The sequence below is a fragment of the Mesorhizobium sp. A556 genome (genome assembly GCF_054489545.1).
On the sequence record NZ_JBTMXA010000018.1, the window covers coordinates 41936 to 68711 of the forward strand.

The window sequence follows — 26776 nt, forward strand, 5'->3', positions numbered from 1 at the left end:
GGCGGTCATCGGTAGAGGGAGTAAGGCGAAAAATGCGGAACGAAACACTCGGCGTTTCTACGGATAATCGCCCTGTCAGCCCCTCGGCGGAGCGCAACAAGGGGCCTATTGCCGACCTTCTGAAGCGTGTCTTGCCCGAGCATGGCACGGTGCTCGAGATCAGCAGCGGGACCGGGCAACATGTCGTTCATTTCGCGCGCGAGATGCCGGACCTGACATGGCAGCCCAGCGAACGCGACGCGCCGTCCCTTCAATCGATCGAACGATGGATGGCGGCAGACAACCTCCCAAACATCCTGCCCCCTTTGCGTATCGACGTAACCGAACGGCCCTGGTCGGCAGGGAATGCGGCAGCGATTGTCTGCCTCAACATGATCCACATCGCGCCATGGTCGGCCGCCGAAGGGCTCATTCAGGGCGCGGAAAGCATCCTTGGCCAGGGTGGCGTTCTTTTCCTTTATGGCCCGTATCGGCGGCAGGGCCAGCCAACGGCACCGAGCAACGAAGCGTTCGACGAGCAGTTGCGGTCACGCAATCTCGAATGGGGCTTGCGGAATGTGGAGGATGTCGCCCGCTATGCCATGCTGCATGGCTTCGGTCCGCCAGACATCCATGAAATGCCGGCGAACAATCTGTCGCTTGTATTTCGCAAGCAATGAAAGCGAGTTGAGGCCTCGAGTGCCCGCGACCTGTATTAGAAAGTAAAAATATGACACAGACCGACAAGACAAATCGCCAGTTGATATTGGCCGAGCGCCCGAAGGGCGCGCCCAATGCGAACACGCTGCGTTTGATCGAGAGCCCCCTGCCCGTGCCCGCTTCCGGACAGATGCTGCTGCGTACCGAATATCTCTCGCTTGATCCCTACATGCGGGGCCGGATGAGCGATGCGCCGTCCTATGCGGCCCCGGTCGAAATCGGCGGCGTGATGGTCGGCGGTACGGTTGCGCGGGTCGTCACCTCGAATGTCGAGGGGTTTTCGCCAGGCGATTGGGTGCTCAGCTACAATGGCTGGCAGGACTACGCCCTTTCGCACGGCAAGGGGGTGACCAACCTTGGCCAATCGCCGGCGCATCCTTCCTGGGCGCTTGGCATTCTGGGCATGCCCGGCTTCACGGCCTGGGCTGGCCTGAAGCAGATCGGCGCACCCAAGCGGGGTGAGACAATCGCTGTCGCGGCAGCAGCCGGTCCGGTTGGTGCGACCGTTGGGCAGATCGGCAAGCTGCTGGATTGCCGCGTGGTAGGCATTGCCGGCGGGCCCGACAAATGCGCCTATGCGGTCAGCGAGTTGGGTTTCGATGCATGCATCGACCACAAGGCCTCCGACTTTGCCGAGCAACTCGCCAAGGCCAGCCCGGACGGCATCGACATCTATTTCGAGAATGTCGGCGGCAAGGTGCTGGACGCGGTCATTCCGCTACTGAACCCGCATGCGCGCGTGCCCGTATGCGGACTGGTATCGCAATACAACGCGACCGAACTGCCCGCAGGGCCGGACCGGATGGGTTGGCTGATGGGCCAGATCCTGCGCAAGAAGATCAGGATGCAGGGCTTCATCATCTTCGACACTTTCGGCCATCTCTACCCTGAATTCGCCAGGGAGATGGGCAGCTGGGTCGCAAGCGGCAAGATCAAATACCGCGAAGAGATCATCGACGGCCTGGAAAACGCCCCGGAAGCATTCATCGGCCTGCTCACCGGCAAAAACTTCGGCAAACGCGTCATCCGCGTCGGCCGGGACTGAGGGGAACACAAAAGCTCCCCCGCGTCAGAGCGATCACTTTGACAGGCGCGCCGGTTGGCCGTGCGGCAGCAGGATATCGGTCGCACGGTGATCCTCATCGACACCGTCGATCAGGAAGATATCCCCTTGCGAGTTGCCTGTACGCTTGGCGAGGATCGCCCGATAGGCAGGCGAGCCGTACCAGGCGCGCGCCGCCTGCAGATCCGGGAACGCGATTACGACCAGGTCATCTGGAAAGCTGCCTTCCAGTTGTTCCTTCTCGCCGCCATGGATGATGAAACGCCCCTGAAACGGAGCAAGCGTGGCATCAATGGTTTCGAGATAGGCGACGATATCCGGCCCCATCCTGACGTTGCGAAGATGGCCGATGGCATAGCTGGTCATTGGCAAGTTCCTTGTGTTTGCAGGGTTCAGGCAGGGATGGTTCGGCTGCGCAACGCATCGAATTCCAGCTTGGCCAGAATGGCGATGACACCGGCCTGACCGACGAGGAACGCCCATCCGAGAGCGTTTGGCGCGATCAATCCCGCTGACGGCAGGAAAATACTGGCGGCTACCCACGAGAGATTGCCGACCACCACCAACGTGGCCGCCCAGCCTGGCACCGGCGTCGTGCGTGAACTGATCGCCATGAAGGCGGCGATCGGGATCAGGCTTGCACCGGCCCAGAACAGAAGGTCGGCTGGAATCTCCGTCACCCCGGCGACCGGCGTTGAACCAAGCATAAGGACCGCCCCCATCGCTGCGCATGTAGCAGCGTCGAGCGCCAGCAGGGGCTTCAGTGAAGTAAGTTTGTTGCTGTTTGTCATTGCTATTCCTCATTGCTGTTGATCGTCCGCAAACTTTGGCGAAGCGATGCCTGATCCTTGCCGGGTTTCGATCTGGCGTCGATTACGTGCGAGGTAATTGCTGGAGGCATGGCTGGGCTGCTAGGTTCGGACCATGCTGAAAGAACACCCATCCGCCGGAGACCTCTTGCGCGACTGGCGCCAACGCCGCCGGCTCAGCCAGCTGGCGCTTGCCGTCGATGCCGAGATTTCGCAGAGGCATTTGAGCTTCCTGGAATCGGGAAGATCGCAGCCGAGCCGTGAGATGGTGCTGCGCCTGACCGAGCGGCTTTCGGTTCCGCTACGCGAGCGCAACATGATCCTGACGGCGGCGGGCTTCGCGCCGATCTATCGCGAACGGCCGCTCGATGCGCCGGAACTCGGGGCTGCCCGCGCCGCGATCGATCAGATCCTGCAAGGACATGAGCCGCATCCCGCCCTTGCAGTTGACCGAAACTGGACGCTGCTCTCGGCAAACAAGGCAGTCGGCGTGCTGATGGCGGGAGTCGCGGAGCATCTGGTCGCCGGCGAGATCAACGTGCTGCGGCTCAGCCTGCACCCGGAAGGACTTGCGAGCCGCATTCTCAATTTCCGCGAATGGCGCGCCCATATTTTTGCGCGCCTTGCCCATGAGATCGACGTCTCGGCCGCCCCTCGCCTGATGGCATTGCTGGAGGAACTGAAATCCTACCCCATGCCGCCGCACGCGGTCTCGACGCGCGCCGGTCCGGTCGTCGAGGGCGGGATCGTCGTGCCGCTCAGGCTTTCAAGCGAAGAAGGCCCCCTCTCCTTCATCAGCACCACGACCGTGTTCGGAACCGCTATCGATGTGACGCTGTCGGAAGTGACGATCGAGACCTTCTTCGCGGCCAACCCCGAGACGGCAAGTTCGATGGCGAAACTGATCGCACGATCCTGACCGCGCATTCCTTCAGGGCCGAACACTTCCGTAGCCTGTTCACTCGGAGCCGACGAAGCGCGCCAGTTTGCCGAGCGTTTGCAGCCCCAGTTCCACCGCGCCAAAACCCTTCGCGTCCTGAAACTCGGCCGCGGTGCTGAAGACCATGCCCAGCGTAACCTTGGTTGCCCCGTCCTTATCCTCGAACGAGGCCCAGGCATCGGCATGTTTGGGGCCGTTCTCGCCCCATAAAAGCGCGTAGCCGATCCGTTCCTCGGCCCGGACCTCACCATAGAGATGGTGGTTCGGAAACACCGTGCCGTCCGGCCCGATCATGTCGAACACCCATTCGCCGCCCGCCCGCAAATCGATCCTTTGCGTCCGGCAGGAGAACCCGTCCGGCCCCCACCATTGCGGCAGCGTCTCGGGATTCATCCACGCGCCCCAGACCACGGCTCGCGGTGCCTGTATCACCCGCTGCAGCACCATGGTCCGCTCGGCCACGCCGACAAGATTGTCCAGACCCGCGCCGAAACCCTGCCTGTAGCCCGCCTCCATATCCTCGGCCAGCGAGGAGAGTTGCACCGTCACGACCAGCCGGCTGCGCTCGCCCGCCCCCTCAAACTCCGCCGTCACCAGCGCCGCCGACTGCGTCGCGCCCTCGGACGAGACCACCTCGTAGTTGACGCTGCGCAGTGCTGGCTGCAATTCCAGCCAGCCGCCCTCGCAGCGGATGTCGGGCTGGCCCGCAACCTTGCACAGCGAGACCTCTCGCCCGCCCACCCTGGTGTCGGCCTCCAGAAACTCCACCGTGACCGAAGGCGTGGGTGCTGCCCACACCGCCCGCGCCGCCGGTGCCGTCCAGGCCTGCCACAGCACCGATATCGGCGCGGCCAGTTCGCGCTCGAAGGTCAGTGTCGCAAACCGCCCACTCATTTCACTAGCCCCTTCGCATAGGCCTCGAGCTGCGTCGCCACCGTGCCCCAGCCGTCGAAGAAGCCCATATCCTCATGCGTCTTGCGGGCGTCGGTGTTGCGGTGGCGGGCGATCGCCGTGTAGCTGGTGCCACCGCCTTGTGCGTCCGCCAACAGCAGGATCGCGGTCATGAACGGGTCGGTCGCGGGTTTCCAGCCTTCGGTGTAGGTATCGGTGAAGACCAGCTTCTCGCCCGGCACCACCTCCAGATAAACGCCCTTGTTGTCCATCACATCGCCTTCGACATCGAAGGTCGTGTTGAAGCGTCCGCCGACCCGCAGGTCGATATCCACGGACGTCACCTTGTGCGGCGCGGGAATGAAGAAATGCGGGATATGCTCCGGCTTCGTCCAGCAGTCCCATATCAATTGGCGGGGCACCGCCAGCGTGCGGGTAAAACTCAAGTCGGTCGTCGGGTCCAGGTCCAGTTTCATTTGGCGCGTTCCTTCATCAGCTTCATCACATAATCGTCCAGCCGGTCGAGCCGGCTTTCCCAGATGGCCCGCTGTTGATCCAGCCATGTCCGGACGGGAGCCAGCGCCTCGGGAACGATGGCGCAGGTGCGCACCCGCCCGTCTTTCAAGGTGGCGATCAAACCCGCCTCCTCCAGCACCGAAAGGTGCCGCATCACCGTCGGCAGACGCAGCCCGGTCGGATTGGCGAGTTCCGTTACCGGCGCAGGTCCCTCGGCAAGGCGCGTCAGGATCGACCGCCGGGTCGGGTCCGACAATGCATGGAAGAGGAGCGACAGATCCGGATCATGCTTAGCCATGTATCTAACTATCACGCATGCAACCCATGGGCAAGCGATACTTCGTCGATCGACTAAGTTTCTCAGTGATCGGCGACAGGTGCTGGCCGGGTTGGAAGCGGGGCGATCTTTACGCATTCTATAAGAGTTGCCGCTAGGCATAGGCTTCCCGTTGGAACCACCGCGACCATTGGCTTATCTGATCCTCAAATATGTGCACGTGATCGGCGCCATGGTGATCATGGGCACCGGGATCGGCATCGCGTTCTTCATGCTGATGGCGCATCTCAGCCGGGACACCGCTTTCATCGGCAAGACCGCCGCCATCGTCGTCCTGGCCGACATGGTCTTCACCGCAACCGCCGTGATAGCCCAGCCGCTCACCGGCTACCTTCTGGTCCGTGAAACGGGCTTGTCCCTGATGGAACCCTGGATTGTCGCCTCCCTCGCCCTCTACGTCATCGCTGGCGTCTTCTGGGTCCCGGTGGTCTATATCCAGGCGCGCATGCGCGATCTGGCGCTTTCGGCAGCCGCGACTGGCGGACAATTACCGGCCGCCTATCACCGCCTTTTCCGAATTTGGTTCGCCTTCGGCTTCCCCGGCTTCGGAGCTGTCATGCTGATCATCTGGCTGATGATCGCAAAGCCGGGCTTCGGCTGATGGACGCGCCTCTCCCGACCATCATGGTGATCGGCGCCTCCGGGTTGATCGGCGAAGCCGTGGCGAACCTGCTCCAAAACGAAGGCTTTGCCGTCACCCCGGTCGCACGCCGCTTCACGGCCGCCCAGCGCACCGCGTTCGCCGGCGTGGCCGTCGAAACCGCCATCGTCGATCTTGGGGCTGACGCCCTGGCCAGGCTGATTTCGGACAGTAAGGCAGATTTGGTGGTGAACTGCATCGGCGTTCTCCAGGACAGCATTCAGCGCGGCCGCGCCAAGGATGTGCATGGAGGCTTCGCGGAACGTCTGGTCGCCGCGATCGCCTCGAATGCAAGGCCATGCATGCTGGTCCATCTATCGGTTCCGGGCCGCGACGAGGACGACAAAACCGAGTTCAGCCGCACCAAGCGAGAGGCCGAGCGCACAATTGCTTCGGGCGCCGCACCGTTCGTCATTTTGCGCCCCGGCTTTGTCGTGGCGGACGCGGCCTATGGCGGCAGCGCGTTGATCCGTGCGCTGGCCAGCCTGCCGCTCCATTTACCCGAGCAGCAAACCGCGCGTCCGTTCGCGGCAACGGATGTAGCCGACATCGCCCGTGCGGTCGCCATGGTCGCGCGACGCTGGCAGGCAGGCGAACGACAGTGGAATGCCGTATGGGACGTCATGGAGCGCCAGCCGTCAACCTTTGGCGAAGTCGTAGCCATTTTCCGACGCCATCTCGGCGGGCCGGCGACCACTCTGCGCCTCTCGCCATGGTTGATGGTTCTGGGCGCGAAGGCCGGGGATATCGCTGCCTATCTGGGCTGGTCGCCGCCGATACGCAGCACCGCACTGGCCGAGATGCAACGCGGCGTCGAAGGCGACCCGGAACCATGGATCGCGGCCACCGGCGTCCACCCGGTTGCTCTTGAGCAGATGCTTGCCCGCCGGCCTGCCACCCTACAGGACAAGTGGTTTTCCCGGCTCTATCTCCTCAAACCGCTGATCTTCGGGTGCCTTGCGGCATTCTGGATGCTGTCCGGCCTGATCGCGCTGACGGTCGCCTTCAATACAGCGACCGCGATCCTGACCGAGCGGGGCTTCACCCTGCTTTCCGCTCAGGCTGTCACGGTCACAAGCAGCCTGGCCGATATCCTCATTGGCGCGATGATCACCTTGCGGCGGACATCCCGAACCGGTCTTCTTGCCGGCATCGGTTTGTCCCTGCTCTACATGGCGAGTGCTGCGCTGATTACGCCCGCCCTTTGGATCGAACCACTCGGAGCGCTGGTCAAGACCGGCCCGGCGATTGTCCTGATGCTCGTCGCGCTGGCAATTCTACCGGAACGATAGGCCGAGTGCTCCTTGACTCCTATTCGAGGCGGGCGGGAAACCCGGGCGCTCGCAGATCCGTGCCAAGTGCGTCCTCGAGCAGCTTGACGATTTGTGTCGATTGCGCATTGCCGCCATAAGCGGCCTTGCCCTTGACGAAGGTTTGATTGGTGAGACCGGCCAGGTCGAGCGGAACCTCGAATTCGCGGCCGAAATTCATGGCGAAGCCAAGGTCCTTGAGCGCAAGGTCCATGGTGAAGGCAACGTCGTAGCTCCCGTTCAAGATGAGCTGGCCTTCGGTTTCGTGGACGAAGCTGCTGCCGGAACTGGCCTTGATCGCCGCCCAGGCCTGGCCGAGGTCCAGCCCGCCGCGCTTGGCCAGCATGAGGGCTTCGCCATCGGCGACGAGATGGATGAAGGCCAGCATGTTGGTGATGACCTTGATCACCGAGGCGCTGCCGAGCGGACCCATGTGGAAAATCTTGTCGCCCATGGCTTCAAGCGCCGGGCGATGCAGTTCGAACAGATCGGTGTCGCCGCCGGCCAGCATGGTGATCTTGCCTTGAGCCGCGAGATGGACGCCGCCGGTTACCGGCAATTCCATTGTCCGCACGCCCTTTTCGGCGGCAATAGCGGCCAGCCGCAGGATTTCATCGCGGCCAAGCGTCGACATTTCGATCCAGGTGGAACCGGGCCGCATCGTCTGGAGGATTTGGCCCAGCACAAGCTCCGACACTTTTGGCGAAGGCAGGCAAGTCAGGACGGCATCGCATTGCCCGGCAAGCGCCTCGGGGCTGTCGGCCCAGGTCGCGCCAAGCCCGACAAGCCGGTCCGCCACCGCGCGGTCCTTGTCGTGGACCGTCACCTTGAAGCCCGCGCCAAGCAGGCTGGCCGCCAGATGTCCGCCGAGATTGCCGAGGCCGATAAAGCCGTAATGCATGAGAGTGCCTTCCATTGTCTGCAGATATGTATCGATCAGCGGGGCGGCGCTATCTCACCGCCGGCTGGGAATGAGCGTTTTTCGAGCAGGCGCGTCAGCCAACCGGCGTCCATTTCTGGAACCGACGACAGCAAAAGTTCCGTGTAGGGCGGATGCGGCGGGTTGAAGACCTCGTCGCGCGTTCCTTTCTCGACCACCTTGCCATGCTGCATCACCACGACATCGTCGGCGATGGCTTTGACGGTGGCCAGGTCATGCGTGATGAACATGTAGGTCAGGCCGAGATCCGCCTGGAGTTTCATCAAAAGCTTGAGGATGCCTTCGGCCACCAACTGGTCCAGCGAGGACGTGACCTCGTCGCAGATGATGAATTCCGGCTCCGCCGCCAGCGCACGGGCGATGCCGATGCGCTGCTTCTGGCCGCCGGAAAGAGCGGTCACCGGCCGATTGAGATAGATGCCGGGATCGAGTTCGATCTGCTCCATCAGGCTGCGCAGCCGCACTTCCTTTTCAGCGCCGCGCAAGCCGAGGTAGAAGGACAGCGGGCGCCCGATGATCTCGCGGATCGTCTGCTTGGGGTTCAACGCCGTATCCGGCATCTGGTAGATCATCTGGATGTGGCGCAGCAGGCCGCGGTCGCGCGCTTCCAGCCGCGGCGGCAAGACCTTGTCCTTCCAGCGCACGGCCCCGCCGGTGGCGGGCAGCAGGCCGGTGATGACCTTGGCCACGGTGGATTTTCCCGAGCCGCTTTCGCCGACGACGGCGAGCGTGCGCCCCTTCTGGATGCTGAAGCTGACAGCGTCGAGCGCCTTGGCCTTGCCGTAATGGGCGGTGGCACCATCCACCGAAATCAGTGGCGCGCCGGCCGGCAGCGGCCGCGACGGGCGATGCAGGCTGCGCACCGCCCACAGCGATTTCGTATAGGCCTGCTGCGGGGCGGAAAGCATCGTCGCCGTGTCGGCCACCTCAACCACTTCTCCATGGCGCAGTACCATGATGCGGTCGGCCATCTGCGACACCACTGCAAGGTCATGGGTGATGTAGATCGCGGCGGTGTCGTAATCGGCGACGATCTTGCGGATGGCCGCCAGAACCTCGATCTGGGTGGTGACGTCCAGCGCCGTGGTCGGTTCGTCGAAGATGATGAGGTCGGGCCGGCAGGCCATGGCCATGCAGGTCATGGCGCGCTGCAACTGGCCGCCCGAAACCTCGTGCGGGTAGCGAAAGCCGATCTCCTCGGGGTGCGGCAACTGCATCTGGCGGTAGAGATCCACGGCGTCCGCTGCGGCGGCTTGCCGGTTGCTCGTCCCGTGCTGTAGCGGTCCTTCGATGAACTGCTCGATCAGCCGGTGTGCGGGGTTGAAGGACGCCGCCGCCGACTGCGCCACATAGGCGACGGAGCGGCCGCGCAGGTCGCGCAGGCGACGCTGAGATGCGAGCCGCAAATCCTCGCCGTCCAGCAGGATGGAGCCATCGGTGATGCGGCAGCCGTCGCGGCAATAGCCCATCGCGGCCAGTCCGAGCGTCGACTTTCCCGCGCCGGATTCGCCGACCAGCCCCAGCACTTCGCCGCGCTTCAGATCGAGATCGACGCCCTTGACGATCTCGCTCCAGCTGGAGCCGTTGCGGCCTGCGATCTTGAGGCCCCGTATGGTCAGGAGTTCGCTCATGGCCGCCGCCTCATTCCTTCAGGCCGCTGGCGCGGTGGAGCATCCAGTCGACCACGAAATTGATCGCTACCGTTACCAGCCCGATGGCCGCCGCCGGGATCAGCGGCGTGATGTCGCCGAAGGAGATCAGCGTGGCGTTTTCCTTGACCATCGACCCCCAGTCGGCGGTCGGCGGCTGGATGCCCAGCCCCAGGAAGGAAAGCGCCGCGATGAACAGAAAGACGAAGCAGAAGCGCAGGCCGAACTCGGCCAGCAGCGTCGAGGTGATGTTGGGCAGTATCTCGCGCCGGATCAGCCAGAGCGCGCCTTCGCCGCGCAGCTTGGCGGCCTGGATGAAGTCGAGTTGCACGATGTCCATGGCGGCAGCGCGCGACAAGCGAAACACCGGCGCGACGTAGATCACGGCGATGACGCCGACCATGTTGGGCAGGGACGAGCCGAGGATAGCCAGCAGGATCAACGCCAGGATCAACGGCGGCACGGCCATCAGCACATCGATGGTGCGGCTGATGACCTGATCGATCCAGCCGCCCTTGAGCGCCGCGAAAATGCCAAGGAAGGCCCCGATCGAAAAGGCGATCGCCGTGGTCAGGATCGCCAGCCCGACCGTGTTTCGGGCCCCGTAGATCATGCGTGACAGCATATCACGCCCCAGATTGTCCGTACCCAGAATGTAGCCGCTGTCGCCCCAGGGCAGGTACTCGGCACCGACGATCTGGGTTTCGCCGAACGGTGCGATCCAGGGCGCGAAGATGCCGAGAACGGCAGTGGTCAGGATGACCAGCATGCCGAAGATGGCTGTCGGGGGTGTTTGCCTGAAGAAGTTCAGCATGGCCTCAACGCCCACTGCGCAGGCGAGGATTCGCCAGGATTGAAAGCACGTCCGCGATCAGGTTGAGCACGATGTAGGTTGCCGCGAAAAACAGCCCGACGGCCTGAACCACGGGGAAGTCGCGTTTCACCACCGCATCGACCAGAAGCTGGCCAAGCCCCGGATAGGCAAAGACGACCTCGACCACCACGACGCCCACGACCAGATAGGCAAGGTTTAGCGCCACCACGTTGATGATGGGCGCCAGCGCGTTGGGCAAGGCATGGCGAAGGACAATCTTTATCGGCGGCATGCCTTTGAGCCTGGCCATCTCGATATAGGGGGACGCCAGCACATTGATGATGGCCGCGCGGGTCATCCGCATCATATGGGCGAGCACGACCAGGATCAGCGTCAGCGCCGGCAGGAAAGTGCGATAGAGGGCCTCCCCCCATGTTGCCGCGTCGTCAAGGCGAGCAAGCGAGGGAAACGCTGCAACCTTCACGGCAAGCAGGAGGATCAGCAGGTAGCCTACGAAGAATTCAGGCAGCGACACCGCCGAGAGAGCCAGGACATTGGTAATCCGGTCGAAGAGAGTACCGCGAAAGAGCGCGACCAGAACGCCGAGCGTCAGGGCCACGGGAACGGCGATCACCGCCGCGTAGCCGGCCAGGAACATAGTCTTGGCAAGGCGCGGGCCGATCAATTCGGCAACGTCGCGGCCATTGGCCAGGGAGTGCCCGAAATCGCCGTGAACCACGCCTGCGAGCCAATCAAAGTACCGGACATAGGCGGGCTGATCCAATCCCAGTTGCAGGCGATATGCCGCGAGGGTTTCGGGGGTAGCCGACTGGCCAAGGATTTGCTGTGCGAGATCGCCCGGCAGAAGATCGACGCCGACGAAGATCAGCATCGAAACGATGGCGAGCGTGACAATGCCAAGCCCGATCCGCCCAAGGATAAGTTTTTGCAATCGTGACACTGCTGACCCTCTAGAGCCTTTCCGCTTTTCTTCGAATCGCGGAGATGCTCTGCCTCCTTGTTCTTACGCAATTCCGGACCCTGGAATTGCTCTAAAGCCCGCACCCCAAAGCCGGGATGCGGGCTATCTTCGCCGATACGCGTTGCTGTTTGGCCGGACCTGTCCTTATGCCAGCCACCAGCGTTCGATGAACCGCACGCCGTCCAGGTCCCAAAGCTGGGTAACGGCATCCGGCATCTGCACGCGCTTGTTCATGGCCGAAACATATTGGCCGAAAGCAGGGACGATGGTGCCGCCCTCGTCGGAAACCAGGCTCTGCATCTCGCCATACATTTCTCCACGCTTGGCCTGATCGAGTTCGGAACGTGCCTGGACCAGAAGCTCGTTGAAGCGTGGGTTGTTGAAGTGCGATTCGTTCCAGTCGGCGCCTGCCGCATAGGCCGACGAGAACATCAGGTCGGCTGTCGGGCGTCCACCCCAATAGGAAGTGCAGAAAGGCTTTTTCAGCCATACATTGGACCAGTAGCCGTCATCCGGCTCGCGAACGACCTTGATGTTGATGCCGGCTGCCTTGGCTGACTCGGAAAACAGCACGCTGGTATCGACGGCGCCATTGAAAGCCGCGTCGGCGGTATGCAGGCCGACGTCGAGCGATGTCAGCCCGGATTTCTTCAGATAAGACTTGGCCTTGTCCGGATCATAGGCCCGCGGCTTGAGATCGGCGTTGTAGAACGGCATGGACGGAGCGATCGGCTGGTCGTTACCGACGACGCCATATCCCTTGAGCACCTTGCTGACGATTTCCTCGCGGTTGATGGCATATTTCAGCGCCATACGCACATTGTTGTCGCTGAAGGGCGCCACATCCGTCTGCATCGGCAACACATAATGCAGGGTACCGTTCTGCGTGTGGATCTTGATATCCTGGTTGCGTTTGAGCAGATGAATGGTCTTCAGGTCGGGTCGGTCGATCAGGTCGACCTCGTCGGTAATCAGCGCATTCATGCGCGCCGCCGCATCGGCGATCGCCATCAGTTCGACGGTATCGAAATGCGCCCGGCCCGGCTTCCAGTAATCATTGCGCCGCTTGAGCACGGCACGAACGCCGGGTTCAAACGCTTCGACCGTGTAGCCGCCGGAGCCGATCGTGGTCGCCGGATCGATCGAGCCATCGGCCTGCGCCGGGCGGATACCCAGATGATAGTCGTTGAAGATGTAGGGGAAGTCGGCGTTGCCTTCGTTGAGCGTAAAGACGACCGTGTTGTCGCCGTCCGCCTTCATCTCGACGATCTGGACGAGCAGGGGCTTGATGCCCGACTTGCTGTTTTCACCCATATGGTACGAGATCGAGGCCACGACGTCGCGCGCCGTCACCGTCTTGCCGTCCGAGAACTTCACGCCGTCGCGAAGGCGGAAGGTCCAGGTCTTGGCGTCGGGGGTCGCCTCGAAATGTTCGGCCAGATCGGGCTGGGCCGTGCCATCCGGGCCGAGTTCGACCAGCGAACTGAAAACGGCATAGCCAAGCGCAAACATGAAGTCATTGTTGAAGGTCGCCGGGTCCATCGAATCGGAGGTCGCCCCTTGCGTATAACCCACGCGCAGCTTGCCGCCCTTTTTGGGTTCGGCGGCCATGGCCTCTCCTGCCATCAGCGAGGCTGCCGACAGCGTGACGCCGGCGGCTAGTGCTGCCGCCATGAAGCTGCGGCGATCCATATGGCCCTGTGCCAGCGATCGTTTCATTTGTTCGTTCATTACTTCACTCCCTCTTGCCCTGTTTCGTCGTTACGTCTTGGTCTGGTTGACGGCTTCCAGGTACGGCGCAGCGCCGTGGCCCTAGTGCCGGATCGTGATCGCCTTGGTGCGGACATAGGCGTCTATTCCCTCGAGGCCCTTCTCGCGTCCGAAGCCTGATTTCCTGTTGCCGCCAAACGGCACCTCGATGCCGCCGGCCCAGTAATCGTTGATGGTGACCTGCCCGGCGTCGATCGAGCGGGCCAGGCGAAGGCCCTTGCCGATATCGCGCGTATAGATGCCGGCGACCAGCCCGAACTCGGTCGAGTTGGCCATGGCCAGCGCCTCGTCTTCCCCGTCCACCACCTGGACGGAAAGGACAGGCCCGAATATTTCCTGCTGGATTGCGGGATCGACCGAGGCCAGATCGTCGATGATCGTGGGCTCGAAGAACCAGCCGGAATTGGAGGCCGGGTCGTGCGTGACGTTACCGCCGGTCAGGATCGAGCAGCCGCGCGCGCGCGCGGCGTCGACATGCTTGGCGATGCGGTCCAGATGCAGCCGCGAATTGATCGCGCCGACATCGGGGTTGTTCAGCCCGTGGCCCAGCGTCAGGGCGCGCGCCTTGGCGACCAGCTTTTCCATCATCTCGGCGTGGATGGAGCGGTCGACGATCAGGCGCGAGCCGGCCGAGCATATCTGCCCGGCATTCGAGAAGATCGCCCATAGCGCGCCGTCGACGGCCTTGTCGACCTCGCAGTCGGCCAGCGCCAGCAAGGGCGACTTGCCGCCAAGCTCCAGCGTCAGTTGCGTCACGTTGGGGGCGACGGCCTGCATCACGCCCACGCCCGTCGCAACCGAACCGGTGAAGGTGACATGGGCGATCGAGGGGTGGCGCACCAGCGGCGCGCCGGCATCCGGGCCAAGGCCGGTAACGACGTTGACAACGCCGTCGGGCACGCCGGCCTCATGCAGCCATTGCGCCAGCACCAGTGCGGTAAACGGCGTCGTTTCGGCCGGCTTGGCGATGACCGCACAGCCGGCAGCCATTGCGGGGGCGACGCCCCGGGCAAAAGTCGAGGTCGGATAATTCCACGGAATGATCTGCGCGGTGATGCCGACCGGCTCGCGCTCGGTCCAGCTCGTCAGCCCGGGCCCGAGCGGAATGGAGCGGCCTTCCAGCTTGTCGGCGACCCCGGCGTAATATTCGAAAAGCCGTGCGCAGGACTGTGCGTCGCCGCGCGCTTCGGCGAGCGTCTTGCCCGAGTCGATAGTTTCGAGCACGGCAAGATAGTCGCCGCGCTCGCGGATCAGCACGGCGGCGCTGTTGAGAATACGGCAGCGGGTTGCCGGCGGCGTGGCGCTCCACACGGACAAACCCTTTTCCGCCGCCTCGACGGCGCGCAGCACGTCCTCGTTCTTGCCGGCGGCAAAGCGGGCGAAAGCCTGGCCGTTGCCGGGGTCGTAGCTTTCCAGGAACTCGCCGTCGCTGCCGGCAACGATTTTCCCGCCGATGAAATGGCCGTCCGGCAATCCCGGAAGCTTGCCCTCGGCGAAATAGGTCTTTGCCAGTGTTTCGGCGTTCTGGTTCATGCCGCGACCTCGCTTTGCTGATAGCTGGACGTCGCCAGCCACTCAGGGTTGATCTCGACGCCCCAGCCGGGGCGGTCGGTGACGGTCACCATGCCGTCCGTGACATCATAGGGGTTCTCGACGAACAGTTCTTGCTGCCACGGATAGTAGTCCGGCCCCTCGATGGAGAATTCGAGGTACTTTCCGGCGTTGGGGATCGCGCGCAGCAGATGCATGGTGAACAGCGTCACCAGGCCGAGATTGGCCGCGTGCGGGGTGCAGGCAAGGCCGGCCGCAGCGCCCATGCGCGCGACTTCCAGCGTGCGTGCCATGCCGCCAAGGTAAAGAATATCGGGCTGGATGATGTCCACGGCGCGCATGGCGATCATGCGCTTCCAGTGCTGCATATCGAAGTCCTGCTCGCCGCCGCTCACGTTAACCGATAGGGCGGCGGTGACTTCGCGGGTCTGTTCCATTTCCCAATAGGGACAGGGCTCCTCGTAATGTTCGACGCCATTCTGCTCGAGCATGCGGCCCACTTCGATGGCGCGGGCCGGCGAATAGCAGGAGTTCGCATCGACCAGCAACGCAACGTCCGGGCCGAGCGCCTTGCGGATGGCCGGGACGATGGTTTCGGTGCGGCCTTCCCACTCGTCGCGGTCGCGCCCGCATTCGGAGCCGACGCGGAACTTGAAGGCATCGAAACCATGGGCGTCGCGCAAACGCTGGAAGCGGATCGCCTCGTCCTCCGGCGTGATGTCGCGGCGCATCGAGGAGGCGTAGGCGCGCAGACGACCGGGCGCGCCGCCAATCAGGCTGGCTACCGGCTTGCCGGCCAGCCGGCCGCGCAAATCCCACAGGGCCGTGTCGAGGCCCGACATGGCCCGATAAAGGTAGGAGCACGAGAATTTGTGCTCGCGCCGGGCGATATCACCGACCATGTCTTCGATAGCCATGATACCGCGACCCAGCGCCCAGGGCGCGATCTGACGGTGGAAGACGGCGGCGGTAATGTCGGCATTGTAGGTCGATATCTGGCCCCAGCCGGTCGAGCCATCCTCGGCAGTGAGGCGGACAAAGCCGACGAATTCGTTGGTGAAGGTCTCTAGCTTGCGAATTTTCAAGACGGGCCTGCAAATCAAGGCTGGATCGAGACCGGCCCGCGTGGCCGGTCTTGTAGGATGAGGCTCGCGGCGCGGTGGGCGAGCATGATGGTGGGGGCGTTGGTGTTGCCCGAAGTGATGGAGGGGAACGCCGACGCATCGGCAACCCGCAGGCCCTCGACGCCGAAAACCTTCAGATCCGGGCCGACTACCGCCGTCGCTTCGTTGCGGCCCATCCGGCAGGTGGCCACCGGGTGGAACACGCTGCCGCAACGCTGCCTGAAATCCTCCAGGATGGCGTCGTCGTCGAAATAGTCGATGTTGGGCGCCATGGCTTCCTTGGTGAAGGAGCGGATCGAAGCCGTTCGCGCCATGCGCTGGATCAGCCGGCCGCCGGCGACGACGTCGTCAAGGTCCTTTTGCGTGGAAAGATAGTTGGGCACGATGCGCGGAGCCGCCATCGGGTCCGCCGACCTTATGTCGATGCGGCCACGGCTCGACGGTCTTGACGGCTGGAACGACAGGATGAAGCCGGCAAACGGGTCCGGGTTGATGATCGGGCGCTTGTTGCTCGGCGACGTCGTGTAGGTGACCGGGTTGAGGTAGAGTTGCTGATCCGGCCTGCCGAGATCGGGGCTCGAGCGCACGAAGCCGCCGCACTGGTTGACGCTGAGGCCGAGCGGCCCGCGCTTGGCCAGCACGTAGCGCATGCCTTGCAGCAGCTTTCCCCACCAGGGCGACAGCATCGAATTCAGCGTCGGCTCGGTCGCCTTGTAGTAGTAGTTGATGCCGAGATGGTCCTGCAGATTGCCGCCGACATTGTCGTTGGCGCGGACGATCTCGATGCCCATCTCGCCAAGCAGCTTGCCAGGCCCGATGCCCGACATCTGGAGAAGTTTTGGCGAGTTGACCGCACCTGCCGAGACGATCACTTCCTTGCGGGCGCTGAACTGCTGCCTGCCGCTGGCCAAAAGCACACAGATGCCGGTGGCGCGGCCGTCGCGCACGTCGATGCGCTCGACCATCGCGTTGGTCACGAGGCTGACGTTCTGGCGCTTCAGCGCCGGCTTCAGGAACGCATCGGCGCTGGACCAGCGGCGGCCGCCCTTCGTCGTGATGCGGTAGTGGGTGACGCCCTCGGGGTCCGGCCCGTTGCAATCCTCGGTGACGGGCAGCCCCATTTCCTTCGCCATGGCGAAATAGTGCCGGTTGCAGGGGTGGATTTCGCGCTTGACATTGGTGACGTAGAGCGGACCGCTACCGCTCGCCCTGCCGTCTTCGCCGACGCGGGTCTCGATGGCGTCGTAATGTGCGCGCACCTCGTCCCAGCCCCAGCCGGTCGCGCCAAGCTTTTCCCAGTCCTCGAAGTCGCCCGGCAATCCGCGGCAATAGATCAGCGCGTTGATGGAACTGGAGCCGCCAAGCACTTTGCCCCGAGGCCAATAGCTGGTGCGCGAGCCGGTCTGCGGGTCGACCTCCGTCTCATACATCCAGTTGATACGGGGATCGAAAAACGTGCGGCCATAGCCTATAGGCGTCTGGATCCAGAAGCTGCGGTCGGAGCCACCGGCCTCGACAACCAGCACGCTGCTGGCGCTGTCACTCGATAACCGATCCGCCAGGACGCACCCGGCCGATCCCGCACCGACGATGATGTAGTCGAACTCGGCCAAACACCGACCCTTTCATGTAGATCGCATTGGCTGCTTCACGCGGTTTCGTGCCGGATCGGCAACTGGCGACGGACGACCAAACCGCTCAAGCGAAGGCTCCGGCATTCCACGAGAAGTATGGTTTGCCGGACGAGCTTCGGTCAAACAAAGCTTTATCGCGCTAAGGCCATATTATATTTGAAGGTAGGCCGCCCCTCAAAGAACCAGCGGTTCCTGCTTCATCTGGAGGTGGAGGTCCTTGCCGTCATAGGGATGCGCCTCGCAGACGGCCTCGTTCAGTTCGACGCCGATGCCGGGTTCCTTCGACGGGATGACGTTACCGTCCTGCCATTCGATTTTTTTCCTGAGCAGCGTGGCGTGGAAGCCGTCCCATTGCTTCAGCGATTCCAGGATGAGGAAGTTCGGCAGCGTCACCGCAAGCTGGATGTTGGCTGCGCCGACGATCGGGCCGCAATAGCAGTGCGGCGCGATCTGGATGTGATAGGCCTCGGCCATCGCCGCAATCTTCTTGGTTTCCAGAATACCGCCGGAGCGGCCGAGGTCGGGCTGCAGAATGGCCGCCGCGCGGTTCTCGATAATTCGGGCGAATTCGAATTTGGTGGTCAGGCGTTCGCCGGTAGCGATGGGGATTCTGGTGCCGCGTGCGACCTGTGCCATCACTTCGGGCATGTCCGGCGGCACCGGCTCCTCGAACCACAGCGGATCGTAGGGTTCGATTGCCGCCGCCATGCGCAGCGCGCCGGATGCCGTGAACTGCCCATGCGTGCCGAACAATATGTCGGCCTTGGTGCCGACCGCCTCGCGGATCGCCTTCATCATGCGGGCCGACAGGTCGATGTCGGCGAGACGCGGCTGGTGGCCGTCGAAGGCGGTGTAGGGGCCGGCGGGGTCCAGCTTTACGGCGGTAAAACCCTGATCGACATAGAGCGCGGCACATTCGGCCGCGAGGTCGGGGTCGTTATAGACATTCTTGCCTGAAACATCCTCGGTGTGAACGCTGCCGGCGTGCGGATAAAGATAGGTGTAGGTACGCAGTTTCTCATGCACCTGCCCGCCCAGCAACTTGTAGACCGGTTTGCCGGCTTCCTTGCCGATGATGTCCCAGCAGGCAATTTCGAGCGCGGAAAAGCAGCCCATGGCGGAAACGTCCGGGCGCTGGGTGAAGCCGGAGGAATAGCAGCGGCGGAAGAAGGTTTCGATGTCGTGCGGGTCGCGGCCGACCAGATAGCGCTCGGCCATGTCCTCGATCATGCGGGCGGTGACATGGGCAGAGAAGGTGGCGTTGTAGGCCTCGCCATAACCGACGACGCCGCCATCGGTGGTCAGCTTGACGAAGATGAAATATTTGCCGCCGATGCCGGGCGGCGGATTGCCGACGACGAAGGTTTTTACGTCGGTGATTTTCATGGGCGGCGATCTCCGAAAGGGCATTAGTGACCTGAAGCAGGATTTCGGCCCTCCGGCCGCCCTCCTTACCCCTTCCGGTGATATTTCAGTGAGACTTGCTGCAAGTCAAACAAAGCATTATTCAGCGAAGACGGTATTTTATTTGAAGGTCGAGCTTCCATGATGCGTTCTCTTCTCCCCCTGCAATGGCTTCGGGCCTATGAGACGGCGGCCCGCCACCGCAATTTCTCCGCCGCCGCGACCGAGTTGGGGCTGACGCCCGCTGCCGTCAGCCACCAGATCCGCTCTCTTGAAGGAGAGTTGGGGTTCAAGCTGTTCGAGCGACTGGCGCGCAGGGTCGAACTGACCGAAATCGGCCATGCCTACCTGCCGAGCGTCAGCAAGGCGCTGGACGAACTTCTCGTCTCGACGGTCGGCCTGTTCGGAGCGGAGCGCGAAGCCCAGATAACCGTGCGCGCGCCGGTGACCCTGACCGGTGCGTGGCTCGCTCCCCGGCTCGGGCGATTTTATGCCGCCTATCCCGGCATCAGGGTACGCATTCTGGCTGGCAGTTGGGCCGGTCCCGGTGAATCCACCGAGGTGGATATCCAGTTCGGCAGCGGAGACTGGCCGGGCTTCGATTCCACCCTGCTTTTGAAAGCGCAGTCGCTGGTGATAGCGCGCAGCGATGCCATCGTGCCGTCCGCCGATGACAAGGCATGCATCGAGGCGCTTATCCGCAACGGCGTGGTCCACATCATGGGCTGCGAGAACCGCTGGATCAGGCTGGCGCGAAAATACGGCCTGCCCGAGGACGACATCAAGGTGAACGTCACGACGGACAATTCCATTTCCGCCATTGAATTGACCCGCGCCGGCTTCGGACCCTGCCTGGTCCAGAGCTATTATGCGCACCCCTCGCTCGAAAGCGGGGAACTGGTGGCGCCGCTGACAGACGGGGTGGATATCGAGGAAGGCCAATATGTGCTCACGCCCAAATCCGCACAGAAAAAGAACCCGGCCGTGATGCTCTTTCGAAAGTGGCTTCTGGCCGAGGCCCAAACATTCAGCAGGACAGTTTAAGCCCCACGACATCGGCGAAACTATCGCATAGGTTCCAAACGCATGTGGACCCTTTTCTCGACATACTGGCCCCATTTCCTTGCCGTCATCTCCGTGCTGGTCGCAGCGGTTGCAGCAGTGCATGCGGCGATGACGAAAGACGAAGTGCGTTCGGCGATCGGCTGGGTGGGCGTCATTCTACTGTCGCCCATCATCGGCGCGTTGATCTATGCGGTCGCGGGAATAAACCGGATCAGGCGCGGCTCGATTGCCGCCGAACGCCTGGCGGCCGGGCATGAGACGCTGGCGCATGCCCGCTTCGACACCACCAACGACTTCGTTGCTGCACGGTTCGGCAGGCGCTTCGCCGCCCTCAAGACGGTGGGGGACAGGATAACCCACCACACGCTGACGACGGGCAACGCCATCGAAATGCTGAAGACCGGCGACGAGGCATACGCTTCGATGGTCGAGGCGATTGCGGGCGCCCGTCGCAGTGTCATCCTCGAAACCTATATTTTCGACCGCGATCCGATCGGGCTGCGTATCGCCGATGCTCTTACTGAAGCGGTAAAACGTGGGCTCGAGATACGCGTGCTGATCGATGCCGTCGGCGCGCGTTATTCGGTTCCCAGTATCGTCGGATATCTTCGCGAAGGCGGCGTCTCGACGGCCGTGTTCAACGGCAGCATCATCATGGGATTGCGCCTGCCCTACGCCAATCTCAGGACCCACCGGAAAATTCTGGTAGTCGACGGCGCAACCGCTTTTGTCGGGGGCATGAATATCCGGCAGGGCTTCACGTCGGAATTCGCCGGGCCCGATTGCGCATTCGACACGCATTTTCGTGTGCAAGGACCCGTGGTCGCCGACATCTTCTCGATCGCCGCCGAGGATTGGCATTTCACGACGGGAGAGAGGTTGCATGGACAAGCCTGGCGCATCGAGGAGTTTTTCGGCGAACCCGGTTCGCCGATCCTCGTGCAGGCCATTCCTTCCGGACCCGATGCAAGCCTCGAGGCGAACCAGAAAATGCTGATGGGCGCGTTCTCGGTCGCCCGCAAGTCGATCCGCATCATGTCGCCCTATTTCCTGCCCGACCGCGAATTGATCGTCGCCCTGACGACAGCCGCCCGGCGCGGGGTCGACATCGATATCGTTGTCCCTTCCGTCAACAACCTCAAGCTCGTAGACCGGGCAATGACGGCCCAGTTCGACCAGGTCCTGAGGAGCTATTGCCGCGTCTGGCGTGCCGGAGGTTCGTTCGACCACTCCAAGCTGCTTTCGGTCGATTCGACCTGGGCCTTCATCGGTTCCTCCAACCTCGATCCCCGCTCGTTGCGCTTGAATTTCGAGGTCGATCTCGCGGTGCTCGACCGAGACTTTGCCGGCGAAATCGATGCGCGGATCGGATCGGCTATGGAATCGGCCACTGCCGTCACGCTGGCCGGCCTGCGCGCCTGCCCCTTCCTCGTGCGCCTGATCGACCGCGTTCTGTGGCTCGGATCGCCTTATCTTTGACTACCCGCACGGCGCTCCAGGACCAATCGACATTCAGCGATCGAGATAATCTGAAAATCGGTTTCCGGTTTTCGGTCCGATGCATTAGCGCTCGATTGCCCGCCACGCGACAATACGCGCTGTAATTCCGCGTGAACATTTCCTTGCAGGCGCCAGCGCCGCTGCTTATGCTTCCTGATGCACATCATTTCCCCGGAAGAAGCCAGCCGACGCCTATGGCTTAAAATCCTCGCCCGCTACAAGAAACCGAACCGCAAGCGCAGCGCGGTCGAACTGGCGGTGACGCTCGTTCCCTTTGCGGTTCTGTGGGCGCTATGTGCGCTCGCATACGTCTACGGCTACTGGTGGGGACTGTTTCTCATCGTTCCTGCGGCCGGCTTTCTCGTGCGCATGTTCATGATCCAGCACGACTGCGGGCACGGTTCCTTCTTCGCCAACCGCCTTGCGGATGACTGGATCGGCCGCGCCCTCGGCGTCCTGACGATGACGCCTTACGATTGCTGGCGGCGCGCCCATGCCATACACCACGCCAGCGCCGGCAATCTCGACGAACGCGGCACCGGCGACATCAAGACGCTGACGGTCGCCGAATACAAAAGCCTCCCGCTCTGGCGACGCCTTGTCTACCGGCTTTATCGTCACCCTATAGTGATGTTCGGGATCGGGCCTACCTGGATCTTCATTTTCGAGCAGAGACTGCCGATCGGCATGATGCGGGGCGGCGCGACACCCTGGGTATCGTCCATGGCCACCAATCTCGGCATCGCACTGGCCGCCGCGATCCTCATCTGGTTCATCGGCTTCGTGGCTTTCCTGGTCATTCACCTGTCGATCGTCATTCTGGCCGGCTCGATCGGCGTCTGGCTGTTCTACGTCCAGCATCAATTCGAGGAAACCGCGTGGTCGAGGAACCCGGAATGGGAATTCCAGTATGCCGCCCTGCACGGTTCATCCTACTACGATCTGCCGGCGGTGCTTCGGTGGTTCACCGGCAATATCGGCATCCATCATGTCCATCATCTGTCGGCCAAGGTGCCGCACTACCGGTTGCCGGAAGTGCTGCGCGACTATCCGGAACTGCGCAACATCGGCCGTATCACGCTGCTCGATAGCCTGCGCTGCGTGAAACTGGCGCTGTGGGACGAAACCGGCAGCAAGCTGGTCTCCTTTCGCGAAGCGCGGATGATGGCGTAATTCTAGTAGTAGCCGTGCGAGGCTGCCGTCGCTTCCTTGGGCAGTTCCACGCCGTCGATCAATACCTTGTCGACGAGTTCGTGGTGGAAGCAGACCAGCCCCTTGATCCGCTCGGATTCATGGACCGGCTCGGGGTAATACCACACCAGATTATCGTAGCGCTTGCCGTTCAGGGTCGCGTGATAGTAGTTGGAAATGCCCTTGTAGGGGCAGCGCGAAATGTAGCGGCTGGGCGACAGAAGGTCGAGCCGCGTATCCGAAATCGGCAGATAGTGGCGGGTCGGGTGGCCGGTTTCGTAGAGGAAAACCCCACGCCGTGAATCGGCGACCTGCTCGCCGCCGAGGAACACTTGCACCCGTCGCGACGAGGGCAGACAATCGACGCGGCGGTAGGGATCGCGGGCATGGACGAAGACCTCCTCGTCCTCCTCGAACCAGCTGCCCATCTTGCCCCAGTAGAACGCCATGTAGTTGCCGATCGGCGGACAGCCATCGATCGGGTTTTCGTAGCGCCAGGCGCCGTCCTCGACCAGGGTCACGCCGGTGTTGAGCGAGTAGTGGGTGGCCACGCCCTTGAAGGGCGATTCCGTCGTCGTCGCGCTCGGCAGCAAAAAGTCCTCGCGCACGTCGCCCATCGGAAAATAGTAGACCGGCAGATGGTCGGACTCGTACATCACCAGCACGTTCACCGAATCCGCGACGACGAGCGACCCGACCTGCACGCGGATGCGCTTGGGCGATGGCATGGTAAAGACGACATAGCCCGGCTCGGACTCGTACTGGACGATTTGGTCGAGCACCGGAAAATGCGGTCCTCGAGCGCGCAGATGTGACTTTCGCATCGGTTTCATTCGTTGTTCCTTGGCGGAGTTTGAACGGGCCACGCTCAGCTGACCGATACGCGGTCCAGCATCAGCCCGGCCGGGATCGGCCGCAGTCCGCTGATGTTCTTTCGGGTCGGCACGAGCAGGTCGGAGAAATAGCTGAAGATGATCGGCGTTTCATCCAGCAACAGGTTCTGGATGTCGCCGGCCGCACGTCGCTGCGCATCGATGTCGAGCGCCTTCAGATAAGTCTTGACCATCCCGTCATAGGCCGGGTTCTTGAAGTGCGCGGCGTTCCACGGTCCGTCGCTGACCAGCGGGCTTTGCAGGAATACGTTCGGCACGCTGCGATGCGCGTAGTCGGTAATGCCGAGCGGGCTGTCCAGCCAGTCCGACTCGCCGAACACCGCCTTGCCGTAATATTTGTCCTGATCCTCGATGTTCAGCGTCACCCGCACGCCAATTTCCTTGGCGAAACTCTGGAACAACTGCGCATAGGCAGGAATGTCCGAATAGCGCAGCGTCGTCAGCGTGATGTCGAAACCGTCCGCAAAGCCCGCCGCTTCCAGCAACTGCCTGGCCTTGGCGATATCCTGCCTGCGCTGCGGCACCGAGGTGTCGGTCGAGGGAAAGGCCGTGGTGAAGGGGCTGTCATTGCCCATCCGCGCCATGCCCCGGCACAGGCCGTCCACCAGTTGGGTCCGGTCGATTGAGAGCGCCATGGCCTGGCGCACGCGCTTGTCGGTGAACGGTGCGGTATCGCAGCGCATGTGAATCTGGCGGTGCGCGGTCGACGCCATGCGCAGCACCTTGATGTCGGGATTGTTGAGAACGACGGGGCTGACATCGAACGGAATGGTGTCGAGCAGGTCCACCTCGCCGGCCTGAAGCGCGAGGATGCGGGGCTGGACGTCGCCGTAGAACTTGAATTCGAGCCGGTCGGGCAGCGCCTTCTCGCCCCAGTAGTCCGGGTTGCGCACGAAGGCGGCGCCGACCTTGGGCGTGTAGGATACGAGCCGGAACGGGCCGGTGCCGTCGAAGGTCTTTTCGTAGTCGCCCTTGTAGCCCGCCGGTAGGATGACCGCATTATAATTGTCGATCGACACCGAGTAGGGAAAGCTGCCGCTCGGCGTGTCGAGGTGAAACGCCACGGTGTGCTCGTCGACCTTCTGCGTGCCGCCCTTCGACAGCAGGCCCTTGAAAACCGGCAGCGCGTTGGAGGCGCCTGCCGGATCGGCAAGGCGGTCGAAGGTCGCCACCACATCGTCGGCGGTGAGTTCGCCGCCGCTGTGGAATTTCACGCCCTTGCGCAGCTTGAACGTCCAGATGCTGCCGTCCTCGTTGGGGAACCAGCTTTGCGCCAGCACCGGCCGCAGCGTCAGGTCCGGCTCGGTGACGCACAAGAATTCCGCCGTCTGGAAAACCAGCTGATAGCTGCCGCTGTCGTAATAGGTCACCGGATCGATTGCGCCGCCCGGCATGGCGATTGCCGCCCGCACGGTGCCGCCCGGCTTGCCCTGCGCTCGCGCACTTGGCGTGGCGAGCCCAATCGCTCCGAAAATGCCGCCCATCAACGGCAGCGACAGGCCAAGGACGCTGCCATGGCGCAGAAAGGCGCGGCGGTCTATCCGGCCGGCGATCAAGTTGTCGATAGCGGAGTTTTCGATAGGCCCGAGTTGCCGGCGAATGGCGTCAAGTAACTGGAGATGCTTCGACATGCCTGAGCTTCCTAGCGCCTCGTTGAAGGTGGCGGCATCTAAGCCCGGTTCGGTCATTGTCGAAAAGCGATTTATTTTGGTAGGGTCCATCGAAATTTTCGATGCGCGCCGGGGCTGCGGAGGAACGAATGGATACAGAGAACCTGCGCAGTTTTCTCGAGGTGGCCGCCCATGGCAGCTTCACGGTGGCGGCGGGAAAGCTCAATCTTGCCCAGTCCACCGTCAGCGCGCGGATCAGGGGGCTGGAGGAAGAGGTTGGCGTGCGCCTGTTTTCGCGCGGTCATGGCCGCGTCACGCTGACGCCTGCGGGAAAGCAGTTCCTGCCGCATGCCTCGTCGATCACCCGCACCTGGGAGCAGGCCAGGCAGGACGTCGCGGTGTCCGAGGGCTACGAACATATGCTGCGGCTGACGGCGCCGGCCTATCTGTGGGACCCGATCGTCACGCCGTGGATCGAGTGGATGCGCGCTACCCGGCCGAATGTCGCGCTGCGGCTGGAGGGCAGCTTTCCCGATTCCGCCATCGACCAGCTGGCGGATGGGCTGCTCGACATCTGCATCCTGTATCTGCCCCGCCCGCACCCCGCCATCGCGTTCGAGCCGTTGGCCGACGACAGCATCGTCCTGGTCCAGCATGCGGAGCAGACGGGACACTGGTCGCAGAACTACATTTTCGTCGATTGGGGCGCGGAGTTCCGCGTCGAGCATGACCGCGCCTTCCCCGCGATGGCGAAGCCGGCCCTGTCGGTGGGCATGGTCTTCGGCGCGGTCCGCTATGTGCTGATGAACCGGGGCGCCGCCTATCTGCCGCTCAGCGCCGTGGCCGGCCACATCGAGAGCGGCGAGTTGAAATGCATCGACGGCGTGCCCGTGTTTCACAGGCCGATCTACCTCGCCTATCCGAGCGATCATGAATCGTCGGACGTGATCGCGGTTGCCCTGTCGGGCTTGCGGATGCTGGGGAAACGCTGGTCGCGCCTTCCCGCCATGGACCAGACGCAAATCTCGTTGCTCAATCCCGATGACGCCACCCTGCCATCCTGAACTGCCGAAGGCAGCCACCCCCGGGATCGCAGAAGGCGTTCGGCTAAGTCAAACGCCTCCTCCCCGCTGCGGCTCCAGCCCTTAAAGGCCAGAAACACGACGCTGCCGACACCGGGCACCCGCAGCCCAACCGGCTGTCCACCCAGGGCCAGGCTGTCGCCTACGATCTCACTTGATCGTGATCTTTCCCGACATGCCCTTGTCCTTCAGATCGGGGATCGACCATCTGTATTCGCCCGGGCGCACGGCGTGGAACTGCACCAGGATCGTGCCGGTGTCGTCGAATTCCAGCCAGGCCGGCGCGCCCGCCATATGCACTTCCAGATCGTCGATGACGATCTGGTCCATCCACACATTGCGGAACAGATCGGTGACGAACT

25 protein-coding genes and 1 pseudogene are annotated in these 26776 nt (G+C 62.8%); 9 read left to right on the forward strand and 17 right to left on the reverse strand.

The window, feature by feature from the left end:
- The first annotated feature begins 32 nt into the window (after positions 1 to 32).
- On the forward strand, positions 33 to 659 hold the full coding sequence (locus tag ACX3P0_RS22830) for a DUF938 domain-containing protein (protein WP_459092186.1): 627 nt from the start codon (positions 33 to 35) through the stop codon (positions 657 to 659).
- 50 nt (positions 660 to 709) lie between these two features.
- Positions 710 to 1744, forward strand: a complete 1035-nt coding sequence (locus tag ACX3P0_RS22835; protein WP_459092188.1) for an NADP-dependent oxidoreductase — start codon at positions 710 to 712, stop codon at positions 1742 to 1744.
- A 33-nt stretch (positions 1745 to 1777) separates the two neighbouring features.
- Here the strand turns inward: ACX3P0_RS22835 and ACX3P0_RS22840 are convergent, their stop codons facing one another.
- Both ACX3P0_RS22840 and ACX3P0_RS22845 read right to left on the reverse strand, forming a co-directional pair.
- On the reverse strand, positions 1778 to 2128 hold the full coding sequence (locus ACX3P0_RS22840; RefSeq protein WP_459092190.1) for a DUF1330 domain-containing protein: 351 nt from the start codon (positions 2126 to 2128) through the stop codon (positions 1778 to 1780).
- Positions 2129 to 2154: 26 nt separating this feature from the next.
- Positions 2155 to 2553, reverse strand: coding sequence for a hypothetical protein (locus ACX3P0_RS22845; protein WP_459092192.1), 399 nt, complete (start codon positions 2551 to 2553; stop codon positions 2155 to 2157).
- 133 nt (positions 2554 to 2686) lie between these two features.
- On the opposite strand from ACX3P0_RS22845, the gene ACX3P0_RS22850 reads away from it, so the two are divergent.
- Positions 2687 to 3490, forward strand: a complete 804-nt coding sequence (locus ACX3P0_RS22850) for a helix-turn-helix domain-containing protein (RefSeq protein ID WP_459092194.1) — start codon at positions 2687 to 2689, stop codon at positions 3488 to 3490.
- Positions 3491 to 3529: 39 nt separating this feature from the next.
- Here ACX3P0_RS22850 and ACX3P0_RS22855 read toward each other — a convergent pair whose 3' ends face one another.
- The 3 genes from ACX3P0_RS22855 to ACX3P0_RS22865 are packed head-to-tail and all read right to left on the reverse strand — an operon-like array spanning position 3530 to position 5216.
- A complete protein-coding gene (locus ACX3P0_RS22855; protein WP_459092196.1) occupies positions 3530 to 4405 on the reverse strand; it encodes an SRPBCC family protein in 876 nt (291 codons plus the stop codon).
- Entirely contained in the window at positions 4402 to 4878 is a 477-nt protein-coding gene (locus tag ACX3P0_RS22860; RefSeq protein WP_459092198.1) for an SRPBCC family protein, read from the reverse strand. The genes ACX3P0_RS22855 and ACX3P0_RS22860 overlap by 4 nt, the downstream gene beginning before the upstream one ends.
- On the reverse strand, positions 4875 to 5216 hold the full coding sequence (locus tag ACX3P0_RS22865; RefSeq protein WP_459092200.1) for an ArsR/SmtB family transcription factor: 342 nt from the start codon (positions 5214 to 5216) through the stop codon (positions 4875 to 4877). The genes ACX3P0_RS22860 and ACX3P0_RS22865 overlap by 4 nt, the downstream gene beginning before the upstream one ends.
- A gap of 169 nt (positions 5217 to 5385) precedes the next feature.
- On the opposite strand from ACX3P0_RS22865, the gene ACX3P0_RS22870 reads away from it, so the two are divergent.
- Positions 5386 to 5856, forward strand: coding sequence for a DUF2269 family protein (locus ACX3P0_RS22870; protein ID WP_459092202.1), 471 nt, complete (start codon positions 5386 to 5388; stop codon positions 5854 to 5856).
- Positions 5856 to 7187, forward strand: coding sequence for an SDR family oxidoreductase (locus ACX3P0_RS22875; protein WP_459092204.1), 1332 nt, complete (start codon positions 5856 to 5858; stop codon positions 7185 to 7187). Before ACX3P0_RS22870 ends, ACX3P0_RS22875 begins: the two co-directional genes overlap by 1 nt.
- Before the next feature lie 19 nt (positions 7188 to 7206).
- On the opposite strand, the gene ACX3P0_RS22880 is transcribed toward ACX3P0_RS22875, so the two are convergent.
- The 9 genes from ACX3P0_RS22880 to ACX3P0_RS22920 form a co-directional block, all read right to left on the reverse strand.
- Positions 7207 to 8121 (reverse strand): NAD(P)-dependent oxidoreductase, encoded by a 915-nt coding sequence (locus tag ACX3P0_RS22880; protein WP_459092206.1) that lies wholly within the window; start codon positions 8119 to 8121, stop codon positions 7207 to 7209.
- A 20-nt stretch (positions 8122 to 8141) separates the two neighbouring features.
- Complete coding sequence (locus ACX3P0_RS22885) at positions 8142 to 9776, reverse strand: ABC transporter ATP-binding protein (protein WP_459092208.1); 1635 nt, start codon at positions 9774 to 9776, stop codon at positions 8142 to 8144.
- Positions 9777 to 9786: 10 nt separating this feature from the next.
- A complete protein-coding gene (locus ACX3P0_RS22890) occupies positions 9787 to 10608 on the reverse strand; it encodes an ABC transporter permease (RefSeq protein WP_459092210.1) in 822 nt (273 codons plus the stop codon).
- A 4-nt stretch (positions 10609 to 10612) separates the two neighbouring features.
- Positions 10613 to 11569, reverse strand: a complete 957-nt coding sequence (locus tag ACX3P0_RS22895) for an ABC transporter permease (RefSeq protein ID WP_459092212.1) — start codon at positions 11567 to 11569, stop codon at positions 10613 to 10615.
- Between the two features lie 165 nt (positions 11570 to 11734).
- A complete protein-coding gene (locus tag ACX3P0_RS22900) occupies positions 11735 to 13321 on the reverse strand; it encodes an ABC transporter substrate-binding protein (RefSeq protein ID WP_459092214.1) in 1587 nt (528 codons plus the stop codon).
- An 81-nt stretch (positions 13322 to 13402) separates the two neighbouring features.
- The gene (locus ACX3P0_RS22905; protein WP_459092216.1) at positions 13403 to 14893 is read right to left on the reverse strand and encodes an aldehyde dehydrogenase family protein; all 1491 of its coding nucleotides are present in this window, start codon (positions 14891 to 14893) and stop codon (positions 13403 to 13405) included.
- Positions 14890 to 15996 (reverse strand): mandelate racemase/muconate lactonizing enzyme family protein, encoded by a 1107-nt coding sequence (locus ACX3P0_RS22910; protein WP_459092218.1) that lies wholly within the window; start codon positions 15994 to 15996, stop codon positions 14890 to 14892. The genes ACX3P0_RS22905 and ACX3P0_RS22910 overlap by 4 nt, the downstream gene beginning before the upstream one ends.
- Before the next feature lie 14 nt (positions 15997 to 16010).
- Complete coding sequence (locus ACX3P0_RS22915; RefSeq protein WP_459092220.1) at positions 16011 to 17648, reverse strand: GMC family oxidoreductase; 1638 nt, start codon at positions 17646 to 17648, stop codon at positions 16011 to 16013.
- A 195-nt stretch (positions 17649 to 17843) separates the two neighbouring features.
- Positions 17844 to 19055 (reverse strand): mandelate racemase/muconate lactonizing enzyme family protein, encoded by a 1212-nt coding sequence (locus ACX3P0_RS22920; RefSeq protein WP_459092222.1) that lies wholly within the window; start codon positions 19053 to 19055, stop codon positions 17844 to 17846.
- A gap of 159 nt (positions 19056 to 19214) precedes the next feature.
- On the opposite strand from ACX3P0_RS22920, the gene ACX3P0_RS22925 reads away from it, so the two are divergent.
- The 3 genes from ACX3P0_RS22925 to ACX3P0_RS22935 all read left to right on the forward strand — a co-directional run bounded on the left by ACX3P0_RS22925 (position 19215) and on the right by ACX3P0_RS22935 (position 22811).
- A complete protein-coding gene (locus ACX3P0_RS22925) occupies positions 19215 to 20117 on the forward strand; it encodes a LysR family transcriptional regulator (RefSeq protein WP_459092224.1) in 903 nt (300 codons plus the stop codon).
- A gap of 42 nt (positions 20118 to 20159) precedes the next feature.
- Positions 20160 to 21617, forward strand: coding sequence for a phospholipase D-like domain-containing protein (locus ACX3P0_RS22930; RefSeq protein WP_459092226.1), 1458 nt, complete (start codon positions 20160 to 20162; stop codon positions 21615 to 21617).
- Positions 21618 to 21794: 177 nt separating this feature from the next.
- On the forward strand, positions 21795 to 22811 hold the full coding sequence (locus ACX3P0_RS22935; RefSeq protein WP_459092228.1) for a fatty acid desaturase: 1017 nt from the start codon (positions 21795 to 21797) through the stop codon (positions 22809 to 22811).
- Positions 22812 to 22813: 2 nt separating this feature from the next.
- Here the strand turns inward: ACX3P0_RS22935 and ACX3P0_RS22940 are convergent, their stop codons facing one another.
- Both ACX3P0_RS22940 and ACX3P0_RS22945 read right to left on the reverse strand, forming a co-directional pair.
- Positions 22814 to 23662 (reverse strand): DUF427 domain-containing protein, encoded by an 849-nt coding sequence (locus ACX3P0_RS22940; RefSeq protein ID WP_459092230.1) that lies wholly within the window; start codon positions 23660 to 23662, stop codon positions 22814 to 22816.
- Positions 23663 to 23697: 35 nt separating this feature from the next.
- Positions 23698 to 25353, reverse strand: a complete 1656-nt coding sequence (locus tag ACX3P0_RS22945) for an ABC transporter substrate-binding protein (protein ID WP_459092232.1) — start codon at positions 25351 to 25353, stop codon at positions 23698 to 23700.
- A 128-nt stretch (positions 25354 to 25481) separates the two neighbouring features.
- Between ACX3P0_RS22945 and ACX3P0_RS22950 the strand changes: the two genes are divergently transcribed.
- Positions 25482 to 26396, forward strand: coding sequence for a LysR family transcriptional regulator (locus ACX3P0_RS22950; protein ID WP_459092234.1), 915 nt, complete (start codon positions 25482 to 25484; stop codon positions 26394 to 26396).
- Between the two features lie 168 nt (positions 26397 to 26564).
- Here ACX3P0_RS22950 and ACX3P0_RS22955 read toward each other — a convergent pair.
- A pseudogene (locus tag ACX3P0_RS22955) lies at positions 26565 to 26776 on the reverse strand (hypothetical protein); the annotation flags it as partial.